Annotated in this window: 8 protein-coding genes; 3 read left to right on the forward strand and 5 right to left on the reverse strand. The window is 65.3% G+C overall.

Going from position 1 to position 12,637, the window contains the following annotated elements:
- Positions 1-76 precede the first annotated feature (76 nt).
- On the reverse strand, positions 77-1,774 hold the full coding sequence (locus tag XH84_RS09230) for an SGNH/GDSL hydrolase family protein (RefSeq protein ID WP_128922123.1): 1,698 nt from the start codon (positions 1,772-1,774) through the stop codon (positions 77-79).
- Positions 1,775-2,059: 285 nt separating this feature from the next.
- Between XH84_RS09230 and XH84_RS09235 the strand changes: the two genes are divergently transcribed.
- On the forward strand, positions 2,060-3,823 hold the full coding sequence (locus tag XH84_RS09235) for a peroxidase family protein (protein ID WP_128922122.1): 1,764 nt from the start codon (positions 2,060-2,062) through the stop codon (positions 3,821-3,823).
- A 36-nt stretch (positions 3,824-3,859) separates the two neighbouring features.
- Here XH84_RS09235 and XH84_RS09240 read toward each other — a convergent pair whose 3' ends face one another.
- The gene (locus XH84_RS09240; protein WP_430641881.1) at positions 3,860-5,257 is read right to left on the reverse strand and encodes a lytic murein transglycosylase; all 1,398 of its coding nucleotides are present in this window, start codon (positions 5,255-5,257) and stop codon (positions 3,860-3,862) included.
- A 208-nt stretch (positions 5,258-5,465) separates the two neighbouring features.
- On the opposite strand from XH84_RS09240, the gene XH84_RS09245 reads away from it, so the two are divergent.
- The gene (locus XH84_RS09245) at positions 5,466-6,341 is read left to right on the forward strand and encodes a UTP--glucose-1-phosphate uridylyltransferase (RefSeq protein ID WP_128922120.1); all 876 of its coding nucleotides are present in this window, start codon (positions 5,466-5,468) and stop codon (positions 6,339-6,341) included.
- Positions 6,342-6,534: 193 nt separating this feature from the next.
- On the opposite strand, the gene XH84_RS09250 is transcribed toward XH84_RS09245, so the two are convergent.
- Positions 6,535-8,031, reverse strand: coding sequence for a sensor domain-containing diguanylate cyclase (locus XH84_RS09250; protein WP_128922119.1), 1,497 nt, complete (start codon positions 8,029-8,031; stop codon positions 6,535-6,537).
- Positions 8,032-8,184: 153 nt separating this feature from the next.
- Between XH84_RS09250 and XH84_RS09255 the strand changes: the two genes are divergently transcribed.
- A complete protein-coding gene (locus tag XH84_RS09255; RefSeq protein WP_164936596.1) occupies positions 8,185-8,448 on the forward strand; it encodes a DUF7662 domain-containing protein in 264 nt (87 codons plus the stop codon).
- A 165-nt stretch (positions 8,449-8,613) separates the two neighbouring features.
- Here the strand turns inward: XH84_RS09255 and XH84_RS09260 are convergent, their stop codons facing one another.
- The gene (locus tag XH84_RS09260; protein WP_164936595.1) at positions 8,614-11,490 is read right to left on the reverse strand and encodes an EAL domain-containing protein; all 2,877 of its coding nucleotides are present in this window, start codon (positions 11,488-11,490) and stop codon (positions 8,614-8,616) included.
- Positions 11,491-11,629: 139 nt separating this feature from the next.
- Complete coding sequence (locus tag XH84_RS09265; protein WP_128922117.1) at positions 11,630-12,628, reverse strand: NAD(P)H-quinone oxidoreductase; 999 nt, start codon at positions 12,626-12,628, stop codon at positions 11,630-11,632.
- Between the last annotated feature and the right edge of the window lie 9 nt (positions 12,629-12,637).

A 12,637-nucleotide genomic window follows, 5' to 3' on the forward strand; every position in this document is an offset into this window, starting at 1 on the left:
GGGGTGAGAGAGCTGGGTCCCCGCTCTGCGTCGCATCACCATGAGGTGCTGCGCCGCGTCCGGGACACGTCAGCAATTACCGGAACATCTCCGCCGAGCGTCCGACGTTGCCCGGCGGACGCGGGATCGCGGGATTCTGTGCCGGATTGCGCGGCCCGGGCGCCGGCGCCAGTTGACGCGGCGGCGCTGGCTGCGGAGAGCCGAAGCCGAAGAAATCGCGGAATGAGGGCGTCGCTTGTGCCGGCTGTTGCGGCGGGACCGGCGGCTTCTTCGGCGCAAGTTTCGGCGGCGCGATCGCGGCGGCAGCTCCCGGCGCGGCGGGATTGGTGACGTTGCCCTCAGGCGTCGTCGCGGCCATCGGCGTATCGCCCTTGGCCTGCTCGCGGCCGACTTCGCGGCGCGGCCAGGCGTAATCGTCGGCGCGGCCGGCCGGAGCGGCTAGCGGCTCGCCCTTCACCATCGTCTTTGCGGCGAGCGCATCGACGGCGGCGGGACGCGAGCCCGGGCCGCCCAGCAATTGATCGGTCGAGATCGAGGCCGCAACCAGCGGCACGATCGGCCCCGCCAGCGGCCGCGGTGCGGGCTTGCCCGGCTCGGCGCTGGTGTCGGGCGTCGCAGGCTCGCTCGGCAGCGCGATCGGGCCGGAGCGTCCGGCCAGGAGACGCGTGATCTCGCGCTCGACATAATGCGCGAGCTTGCGCGCGCCGGCCTTGGTGAAATAGACGCCGTCAGAGCTGCGCAGCTGGCGGATCTGGCCTTCGAAGTCCGGGCCCTTTTGCAGGAAGCGGCCGGCCTCGTCGACAAAACCGTCCCAGACATCGACATAGGTGATGCCGGCCTTGGCCGCGCCCTCGCGATAGAGCGAATCCAGGAACAGCGTGTCCGCGGTGCCCTTGGGTCCGCGAACCGCGGGCAGGCCGACCCAGAGCACCGGCACGCCCTTGGATTTGAGGATATTTGCGAGCTCCTCGATCTTCTTGCCGTAGAGCTCCACCCAGCGCTCGTCGCGGAATTCGTAGAGGCCGTTCGGATTACGGGCCGCCTTTTCCGGCGCGGCCGCAGGCGTATCGGCATTGTCGGCGTCGTCCTGCGGCAGGTCGGCATCGGCATGCTTGTCGTCGGGCTTGGCGACGCTGTCGGTGCTGGGCTTCGTCTCGCCAGGCTTTGCCGGCGGCTTGCCGCGCGCGCCTTTGTCGTTCTTCTTGTCCTTGTCCTTATCCGTCGCCTTCTCCGCCGCAGGCTCGCGGATCGCGGCGCGGTCGTTGAGGCCGAGCATGACGACGATCACGTCGGGCTTTTCGGCCTCGATGATGCCTTTTGCCGCCGCCGCCCAGTCCGACGGCTCACCCTTCGGCTGGTACTTGATCAGACCTGAAAAGGTCTTGTGCTTGCGGATCACGCCCATGTCGGGCTGCTCGGCGTAAGCGTCTTCCAGGCCATAAGCCAGCCAGTCGGCCATGGCATCGCCGAGCACCAGCACGTTCTTCTCAGGAATGGTGTCGCGCTTGGCTGGCGCCGGGGCGCGCGAAAAATCCTGGCGCGGCGCCTGCGGCTGTTGCTGCTGGAACGGTGCAAAGAAGTCACCGCCGAACCATCCACCACCCCGTTGCGGCGGCGGTGCCGAGCGCTGCGGCGGGCCGCCGAAGCCGGGGAAGTTGAAGAACTGCGCCGAAGCAGGCCCCGCAACCGACACCAGGATCGCAAGCGCCGTCCCCAGCGCGATCAACGGGCCGGTCTCGGTCAGCGCCTTGAACAGGGACTTCTGCTTCGACATGCGATCTCTGGGCGCGAGGGGCCTGGAACAAGCCCGATATAATACCGGAATCAGGCCGCAAACAGGCAAATTGTAGCGTCATAAACTGCGCGATTTGGCCGGCGGTCAAGGCGATCGGCACGGACTCGGCGGAAAAGGTTACTGGCGACCGGCAATGCCGGGGCAGCGCCACGATCCGTCGTCAATTGTGATCCATCCGACAACCCGAATGATAATGAGGGTATAAAATCTCCTTGTAATTGCAATCTGTCCATACGCAGCAAAGTCAATTTCAGGAGCCCAGCCATGCAGGACATGACCAATTCGCGTGCACAAGCGATTCAGTTGCTCGACCAGCAGGCCGAGAAGGCCAAGGCGAAACGGCCGCAAGGCCACGGACGTGCCGAACGCGGTCTTGATGCTGTGGCCTACCATCCGGAAGGTTTTGGCCGGTTCGGCCGCATGTTCCCTGAGCTCGCCCGCGCCCGCTTCGGCGATACGCTGCCCCAGGAGCAGGAGGTCATGAAGGCGATCGCTGCGACCATGATCAAGACCGGCGACCTCGGCGCTCCGATCGACGAGAACGAGCCGGTCGACGAGAATCCGGCTATCAAAGCCGGCTATACCTATTTCGGCCAGTTCATCGATCACGACATTACGTTCGATCCCGCCTCCGATCTCGACCGCGACAATGATCCCAATGCGACCGAGGATTTCCGCACGGCGCGGCTCGACCTTGATTGCATTTACGGTCGTGGTCCGGCGGATCAGCCCTATCTCTACAATCCCGATCTCACCATCAAGCTCGGCTTCGATAAGACTCCGTCTTACCTGAAAGGGAAGAAGCGTTTTGACGTGCAGCGCGCGCCGCGCGACGAGAGTGGGGAGATCGACGATTCGAGCCAGGATTGTCCGCGCGCCATCATCGGCGACAAGCGCAACGACGAGAACAACATCGTTGTGCAGATCCATGCTCTGTGGCAGCGATTCCACAACAAGGTCATGCTCGATCTGGCCAGGCCATCGACTGCGAAGGGAAACGAGCGCCCGGGGATCACGGGCCTGGCTGCCTTCAACACCGCGCAGCGCATCGTGCGCTGGCACTATCAATGGGTAGCGCTGCATGACTTCGTGCGGCGCGTTGTCGGCGACAAGATGTTCAACGCCGTCTACAACGGCGGCAAGCCGGATTTGAAGTTCTACAAGCCGGAAGCCGCGCGCTATCCCTTTATGCCCGTGGAATTCTCGGTCGCTGCTTACCGGTTCGGCCACTCGATGGTCCGGCCGAGCTATTCGCTGAGCGCGGCGATCCCGCACCAGACGACGAATTCGCTGGATCGTCTGCCGATCTTCAAAGCGAGCTTCAGCTGCGACGACGTCCAGAGCCTGAATGGCTTCCGTCCGTTGCCGCCGGAATGGGGCATCGACTGGAGCTTCTTCCTGCCCGACGTGAAGAGCGATCTGCCGAAGCCGACGAAGGAGCTTCCGTTCGGGAGTTTTGTTCGACCCCAGCCGGCCTATCGGATCGACACCATGCTGGTCGACCCCCTATCCAGCCTGCCCGATCTGCGCAACGAGAGGCTCGATCGCAGGTCCCTGCCAAGCCTGAACCTGCAGCGCGGCATAGCGCTGGGCTTACCCAGCGGGCAGGCGGTGGCGCGGCGGATGGGGTTGACGCCGTTGACCGACGAGCAACTCTGGATCGAGGACGGGAACCTGACGGATGCGAACGCCGCGAAGGCGCGCCGCGAGATGTTCAAGGCAAACGCCGCGCAGCTCCACGAGAATGCGCCGCTCTGGTACTATATTCTGCGCGAGGCGGAGCTGACCGACCAGGTCAAGACCTCGTTCGAGGACGACGACAAGAAGAAGCGCACGGCCAAGCTCGGTGGCGCCCGCCTGGGTGACGTCGGCGGGCGCATCGTCGCCGAGGTCCTGATCGGCCTCGTCGCCGCAGACAGCCAGTCCTATCTCGTCCAGGTCCCGCATTGGCGGCCTACGGTGAAGGACATGACGACCCCGGGAACCAGGTTCGAACTGTCTGACGTTGTGAACTATGTCGACGCCTGAGCAGGCAAGGCGGCAGCAGAGGAGGCGTCGCGCTTTTTACCGCCCGCGCAGGCGATCCAGTACGTCGGAGGAGGCAAAGCCGTCGGCAGGCACCCCGATGGAGGCCTGGAAATTGCGCAGCGCCTCCCTTGTCTGGCCGCCGAACTGGCCGTCCGGGGTGCCCTTGTAGAAGCCGCGCTGGGCCAGGAGCTGCTGCAGTTCCAGCCGCTCGCTGCGCGACAGCTCGCGCTCCTGGCGCGGCCAGGGCTGCACGAAGGGCTGGCCGCCGCGCAGGCGGTCGGCGAAATGGCCGATCGCCAGCGCATAGGCCTCGGCCGGGTTGTACTTCATGATGACGCGGTAGTTCTGCAGCATCAGGAAGCCGGGGCCTTGCGCGCCCGCCGGGGCCAGCAGATAGGCCTTCTCGCCCGGATGCGGGAACGGCTGGCCCGTCGCCCGCTTGAGCCCGAGCTTCTCCCATTGCGCGATCGTCATGGCCTTGGCGCGGTCGGCCAGCATGTAGTTGAATCCCTGCGGCACGACCACCTCGAAGCCCCAGGTCTGGCCGGCCTGCCAGCCGTCCTTCTTCAGGTTGTTGGCGGTGGAGGCGATCAGATCGGTGGGATTGTCGACGACGTCGCGCCGTCCGTCACCGTCGCCATCGACGGCAAAGCGCTTGAACGCAGTCGGCATGAACTGGGTCGGGCCGAAGGCGCCGGCCCAGGAGCCGCGCATCTGCTCCGGCCTGAGATCGCCGCGGTTGAGGATCTCCAGCGCCGACAGAAACTCGTCCTTGAAATAGGCCTGGCGGCGGCCGATGCAGGCGAGCGTCGCGGTCGATTGCAGCACGCTGCGGTCGCCCATCTGCGTCGAGTAATTGGACTCGATGCCCCAGATCGAGGCGATGATGTAACGGTCGACGCCGGTGGCTTTCTCGGTGGCGTCGAACTGCGCCTTGTATTTGGCGAGGATCTCGCGGCCCTTGGCGAGGCGGTTGTCGTTCACGAGGATGTCGAGATAGTCCCAGATCGATTTGGTGAACTCCGGCTGCGAATCCATGAGGTCCATGATGCGCAGGTCGGGTGTGAGCCCGGCCGTGAAGCGTTGAAAATTCTCCTGCGTGACGCCGCGCCGCGCGGCATCGGGCCACATCCCGGCGACGCAATTGTCGAAATTGCCGGCAGCCTCGCGGATCGCTGCAGCCGTCATCAGTGGATGGCCGGAGGCGCCGTCCTCACCGCTCCAGGGCAATGCTCCCGTTTGAGCGCCGCCGGGGCCCGGCGGGGCCTGCGACGATGCGGCGTTGGGGCCGGAGAAGATGCCGCCGAACAGGTTGGACAGGCCGTTCTGCGCCTGGGCATGCGCGCCGGCAGGCATCAGCAAGGCGGCCGCAACCATCATCGCGCCGGTCACGGATACCGCCCGTCTTGCCTGCCCTGCCACTGATCGCATCATGTCCCACCCGTCGGGCTGTTCAAAAATCCGCCATCAGGAGGCCTGGTTACGGTTGCCAATAGCTTAACAAAGGTGAAATTTTGGTGGCGGCCTTTTTCTTAACTCTGCGCGGGTGAGGCCCCACATCCGCCTTTGTTGGCGGCTGCAAACAGGCTAGCAAGATGCCATTGCTCCGTTCCCATCTGCCCCCAGGTATTCGATCAATCACATGAAAATTCGCAAAGCCGTATTCCCCGTCGCCGGCCTCGGCACCCGTGTCCTGCCCGCCACCAAGGCGATGCCGAAGGAAATGCTGACCATCGTCGACAAGCCGCTGATCCAGTACGTCTATGACGAGGCGAGGGAGGCCGGCATCGAGCACTTCGTCTTCGTCACCGGCCGCAACAAGAACGTCATCGAAGATCATTTCGACCGGATGTTCGAGCTCGACGCGACGCTTGCGGCGCGCGGCAAGAAGGCCGAGCAGGACATCCTGGCGCAGAACCAGCCCGAAGCGGGCGCCGTCAGCTTCACCCGCCAGCAGGCACCGCTCGGCCTCGGTCACGCGGTCTGGTGCGCGCGGGACATCGTCGGCAACGAGCCGTTCGCTGTCGTGCTGCCCGACGAGCTCGTGCTCAACACGCCGGGCTGCCTCAAGCAGATGATCGAGATGGCATCATCGCTCGGCGAGAAATCCAATCTGATCGCCGTCGAGGCGGTGCCCGACCATCTCACCCATCAATACGGCATCTGCGGCGTCGGCAAGCGCAGCGGCAAGATGTTCGAGGTCGACGGCATGGTCGAGAAGCCGGCCAAGGGCACCGCGCCCTCCAACCTCTCGATCACCGGCCGCTACATCCTGCAGCCGGAGATCTTCAAGATTCTTGAGACGCAGGAGCGCGGCGCCGGCGGCGAGATCCAGCTCACCGACGCCATGATCGGCCTTTCCAAATCGCAGAAGTTCTACGGCGTCGAGTTCGAGGGCGAGCGCCACGATTGCGGCTCCAAGCCCGGCTTCCTGCGCGCCAACATCGCCTACGGCCTGAAGCGCCCGGAGCTGCGCGACGGCCTGATCGCGGAGATGAAGAAGTATCTGGGGCACTAGCGCGCCAATATTCGGTGTCGTCCCTGCGCACGCAGGGACCCATACTGCGTGATCTGTCGATTGCGTTCGGTAGCAGTACCGAACGACGAGTCTTCGCCAAACTTCTTCCCTGTGGTTATGGGTCCCTGCGTGCGCAGGGACGACACCTGTGGTGTAGCGCGCGTCACCGCCTATTTATGACGATCACCCTGACTCACGCCACCAGCGACAGCTGCGGCAGACTCGCAACCACCGACTGGTTGCGGCCGCCGGCCTTGGCGGCATAGAGCGCCTTGTCGGCGGCGGCGACCATGATCGGCCAGTCCATGCCGGCGGTGGGAACGAGGCTGGCGACGCCGCAGGACACCGTCAAAATCACCTGCTCATCGGACCAGCCCTGCACCTTGTTGCGGATCGCCTCGGCGACCTTGAAGGCGTCGACGGCCGAAGTGTTCGGCAGCAGCACGGCGAATTCCTCGCCGCCATAGCGCGCGGCACAGTCGCCGGCCCGGCTCACCGAATCGGAAATGCAGATGGCGATGCCGACCAGCACCTGGTCGCCCGCCTGATGGCCGAACGTATCGTTGTAGGCCTTGAAGTGATCGGCATCGATCATCACCAGCGCGATCGGCGCCTTCTGCCGCATCGCGCGCCGCCATTCGACGTCGATGACGGTATCGAACTTGCGGCGGTTCTTCAGGCCGGTGAGCGCGTCGGTCGTCGCCATCTCCTCCAGCTTGCGCTCGGCCTCGGCGCGCCGGCCGATTTCGCGCGCCAGCACCAGCGTCGATCCCAGCACGAACAGCGCGAGCGCCAGCACCACGGCGCCGATGCGGAACGCCTCCTTCCGCCAAAGCGCGAACACGGCGGCCAGGGGTTTGCCCGCCACCACGAACAGCGGTCCGCTGTCGCCGCTGCGGACGTAGAGCCGCGGCGTCTGGTCGACCGGGCCCTGTCCCGAATAGGCGGCGCCGATCGGGAGATTGTCGGCCTTCCAGGCCCGGCGGTCGTTCAGGTTGGTGCCGATGATGTCGAGATCGAAGGGCCGCCGCATCATGATGGTGCGGTCGCGTCTGAGGACGGTGATGGTGTCTTCGGGGTCGAGGTTGAGCTGCTCGAACAATTCGTGGAAATAACTGAAGCGGATCGAGCCGGCGACGACGCCCATGAAGCCGCCGTCGGTGTCGCTGATGCGCCGGCTCAGCACGATCGCGTAGGCGCCGCGGAACAGCATCGGGCGGCTGATGAACAGCCCGATGTCGGGATTGTCGCGGTGGACCTTGAAGTAATCCTCCTCGCTGCGGTTCTCGGGGAGCGGATCGAGCGTGGAGGCGTCGATGGTCAGCTGGCCCTCGGCATCGAATACCTGGATGGCGCCGAAATGCCTTGCCGTCGTCGCATGGTCGAACAGGATCAGGTGGCGGATCGGCTTCGACACCGTCGTCAGCTCTGGCAGCAGCATGTTGCTGGCGACCGCCTTCAGCGACAAATCGTAGATTTCGACATTGCGGCTGACGTCGGACTGGATGGTCGTCGCGAGGTTCTCCAGCGTCTGGCGGGCGAGCGCCTCCTCGCCCCGGCGCATGTCGAGCATGACGTTGACGCAAATGGCGGAAAAGCCGATCACCGTCACCACGGACGAGATGATCAGCAGTCTCGCCGAAATCCGCCACGGCCGGGCGGCCGTGAGGTCGCGCCATCCAGATAACATCGCTTGCTCCCGACATAGTGGATGCGCCCGAAAGCTTGAGCGATGTTTAAAGCAGGACGGCGCTGCCGCAGTGAGTTAAGAATCGGTTTACGCAGCTCACGGTTTTGGGCAGACCTCGTGGGAGCAGAGCCGGTTTTGGACAAGAGGACGATTGTGAACGACTACGACGCATTGCGCGACTATCTGCTGCGGCAGAAGCAGGATGAGTTGGTGCTGAGCTTCGAGCAGATCGAGGAGATCATCGGCGCGGCCCTGCCGCGCGCGGCCAATCGTGCCTCGTGGTGGGACAGCCTGCGCAGCCCCGACATCCAGATGCCGCAGCGCGAAGCCTGCCTCGCCGCGGGCTTCGTCGCGACACGAATGCCGGACGGAGCAAGCGTGCGGTTCAGGAAGCAGAAGAGCGAGCGGCGGCGGTAGCGCGTGCGGCACGCGATCAGGCGGGTGCAGGTCGCTCCACATCCAACAGTATCGTAGGGTGGGCAAAGCGAAGCGTGCCCACGACTAGCTGGAGCGGCATGCGAGGAAAAACGGTGGGCACGGCGCAAGCGCGCCTTTGCCCACCCTACGGGTCCGAGCTCGTGATCAGCTCGCCGCTTCGAGCCGCACTTCGGTGAGCAGCCGCATCGCGGCATCGGCGTCCATCGGCTCGCCGAAGGCGAAGCCTTGCGCGTATTCGCAGCCCATCTGGTAGAGCTCGACCGCGTCGGAATCGGTCTCGGCGCCTTCGGCCACCACATCCATGCCGAGATCGTGCGCGAGCGCGATGATCGACTTCAGGATCACCGGCCGGGTGCCGCGGTTGGTGGTGCGCACGAAGGACTGGTCGATCTTGATGGTGTCGAACGGGAAGCGCTGCAGATAGGCCAGCGAGGAATGGCCGGTGCCGAAATCGTCGAGCGAGAGCCCGGTGCCGAGCTCGCGGATCCGCGTCAGCATCTGCGCCGCATGCTCCGGATTCTCCATCACCAGCGATTCCGTCAGTTCGAGCTTGAGCGTGCCGCGCGCCACCGAGGAGCGCGACAGCACGGTGCGGATGTCGTGGATCAGATCGTGGCGCAGCAATTGCCGGGACGAGACGTTGACGGAAGCAAAGATCGGCTCGCGCGAGCGCATCGCGCGCTGCCACACCGAAAGCTGTTTTGCGGTCTGGTCGAGCACGAACATGCCGAGGTCGACGATCAGGCCGGTCTCTTCCGCGATGCTGATGAATTCCGACGGCGCCATGCGTCCGAGCTTCGGATGATCCCAGCGCACCAGCGCTTCGAAGCCGGCGACCGAACGATCCTCCAGCCGCACGATCGGCTGGTACAGGATCGTCAGCTCCTGGCGCTCGATGGCGCGGCGCAGCTCGCTCTCCAGCGTCAGGCGATCGGTCTTCCGTGCCCGCATCGCCGGCTTGTAGACGTCGATGCGGTCGCCGCCGATGCGCTTGGAGTGATACATCGCAAGCTCTGCGTCCTTGATGATCTCGTCCGTCAATTGGGTTTGCGGATCGGAGAGCGCGAGGCCGATCGACGCCGTGAGGAAGATCTCGCGGTCGTTGAAGGCGATCGGCGCGCGGATGGTCTTGCGGATGGTTTCGGCGAAGGCAGTGATGCGGGCGGGGTCCTGCTCCGACAGCAGGATCAGGCCGAACTGATCGCCGGCCATGCGGGCCAGCGTGTCCTGCGGCTTCAGGATGCGGGTGAGGCGGCGGGCCAGCGTCAGCAGGATGGAATCGCCGACCGCAATGCCGACGGAATCGTTGACCTGCTTGAAGCGGTCGAGATCGATCACCATCAGCGTCGGCCGCAGCGTCGGCATGGTCTTGGCGAAATGCGCGACCGCACCGAGCCGGTCCATGAACAGTTTGCGGTTGGGCAGGCCGGTGAGATTGTCGTGCACGGAATCGTGCAGCAGCCGTTCCTCGGCATTGCGCAGCTCGGTGACGTCGGTGAGCGTACCGACGACGCGCGAGACCTCGCCGTCCGAGCCGACCACCGGGCGCGCCTTCAGCGCGAACCACATGAAATGGCCGTCGGGGGTGCGCAGGCGGAAATCCTGCACCAGGCGGCCGCGGCGTTGGTCGAGCACGCTGTCGAGCGCGGCGCGGAATCGGTCCTGGTCGAGCGGATGCAGCACTTCGAGCCAGGAAGCGGCCGGGCCTTCCAGCGTGCCGCGCTTGAGGCCGAGCAGGGCCTCGGTCTCGGGGCTGGTGAAAACCTTGTCGGCGGAGACGTCCCAGTCCCAGATCAGATCGCCCGAACCGGCCAGCGCCAGCGCGCGCCGCTCGATGTCGGAGACGACGCCCGTGCTGGCGCCGCCGCCGGCAAAGGCGTGCTGCATCACCGTGAAGCCGATCAGCATCACGATCAGCACGAGGCCGCCGAGCAGGGCAGGGCCGACGATGTCGTTGGTGACGGAGCCGGCGACCGTCATGCCGGCCGCGACCACCCAGACCACAAGGAGGAACCAGGTCGGGATCAGCAGCACGGCGCGGTCGAAGCCATGGGTGGAGAGATAGACGATCAGCCCAAAGCCGGCGAAGGCGATCAGCACCAGCGAGATGCGCGCGATGCCGGAGGCCACCGCCGGATCGAACAGCGCGAGCGCCACCAGCGATCCCAGGAACGCGAGCCAGCCCACCGTGATGTGCGAATAGCGCACATGCCATCGACTGAGGTTGAGATAGGCGAACAGGAACACCAGCAGCGTGGCCGCCAGGATCGCCTCACCCGCCGCGCGCCAGATGCGCTCGGCGTTGTTCGACATGTCGAGCACCTTGCCCCAGAAGCCGAAATCGACGCCGATATAGACCAGCACCGCCCAGGCCAGCGCCGCGGCGGCCGGGAACATGATGCTGCCCTTGACCACGAACAGAATGGTCAGCACCAACGCGAGCAGGCCTGAGATGCCGATCACGATGCCCTGGTACAGCGTGAACGAGTTGACCTTGTCCTTGTAGGCTTCCGGCTCCCACAGATAGAGCTGCGGCAGCTTGTCGGTGCGCAGCTCCGCCACGAAGGTGATCACGGCGCCGGGGTCGAGCGTGACGCGGAAGACGTCGGCAGTCGGGCTTTCCTGCCGCTCCGGCCGGTCGCCGGTCGAGGGCGTGATGGTCGCGATGCGCGACAGGCCGAGGTCGGGCCACAACAGCCCTGAGGAGACGATGCGGTAATGCGGGGCGACGATCAGGCGGTCGAGCTGGTCGTCGGTGTTGTTGGCGAGCGCGAACACCACCCAGTTCTGGCCGCCCTCGCGGGCGCGCACCTCGATGCGGCGGACGATGCCGTCGGTACCGGGCGCGGTGGAGACCTGGATGCGATCGGCGTCGCTGCGCTGGTGCTCGAGCACGCCGGTGAGGTCGATCGCGGGCGCGTCACTGCGGACGCTGACGGCGTCGAGCGCGCGCGCGGGATACGCGGCGACGAGAATCATGAGGCCCAGCGCGATGGGCGCGAGGCACCTGATCAGACGCAAGGTCAGTTCTCCGCGTTCGACGCAAACTCTGAGTAAAAGACGATTTCAGACCGAACCGATGTGGTTCGGTGCGCCGCGATAGATGCCACGAAAGCGAGGAAAATCAAAGGGTTTCCGCCTTGCCCTGTGGGCCGGCGGCCTACACCTCCAACACAATTTTGCCAATATGTGCGCTCGTCTCCATGCGCCGGTGCGCATCGGCTGCCTTTTCCAGCGGGAAAGTGCTGTCCATCAGCGGTTTGACGCGGCCTTCGCGCAAAAGTGGCATCACTTTCTGCTCGATTGCGGCCACCATCGCCGCCTTGTCCGCATTAGTACGGGGGCGCAGGGTCGAGCCGGTATGGGTGAGGCGCTTGACCATCACCTTGGCGATGTTGACGCTGACCTTGGACCCGTTGAGGGTTGCGATCTGCACGATCCGGCCGTCGACGGCGGCGGCATCGTAGTTGCGATCGACATACTCGCCGGCGACCATGTCGAGGATCAGATTGACACCGGCATTGCCGGTTTCCGCCTTGACCACGGCGACGAAATCTTCGCTCTTGTAGTTGATGGCGCGGTCGGCCCCGAGCTTGAGGCAGGCGTCGATCTTGTCCTGCGATCCCACGGTGACGAACACTTTTGCGCCGAACGCCTTCGCGAGCTGGATCGCCATGGTGCCGATGCCGGAGGAGCCGCCATGGATCAGCAGCGTCTCGCCGGCCTTGAGGCCACCGCGCTCGAACACATTGTGCCACACCGTCATCAGGGTTTCCGGCAGCGCGCCGGCTTCCTTGATCGACAGCGCCGGCGGCACGGTCATCGCCTGGGCGTCCTGGGCGATGCAGTACTGCGCATAACCGCCGCCGGCGACCAGCGACATCACTTTGTCGCCGACCTTGTGCCGCTTGGCGTTGCTGCCGACCGCGACCACCTCACCGGCGATCTCGAGGCCAGGCAGGTCGCTGGCGCCGGGCGGCGGCGGATAGGCGCCGGAGCGCTGCGCGACGTCGGGCCGGTTGACGCCGGCAGCCATCACCTTGACCAGGATCTCGTCGGGGCCGGGCTGCGGAATGCTGCGCTGTTCCGGGACCAGCACCTCCGGTCCGCCGGGCTTGGAGATGGCGACCACGGTCATTTGCGCGGGCAGCTTGTCCATGATGTGTCC

This window comes from Bradyrhizobium nanningense (assembly GCF_004114535.1).
In the GTDB taxonomy this organism is placed as follows: Bacteria; Pseudomonadota; Alphaproteobacteria; order Rhizobiales; family Xanthobacteraceae; genus Bradyrhizobium; species Bradyrhizobium nanningense.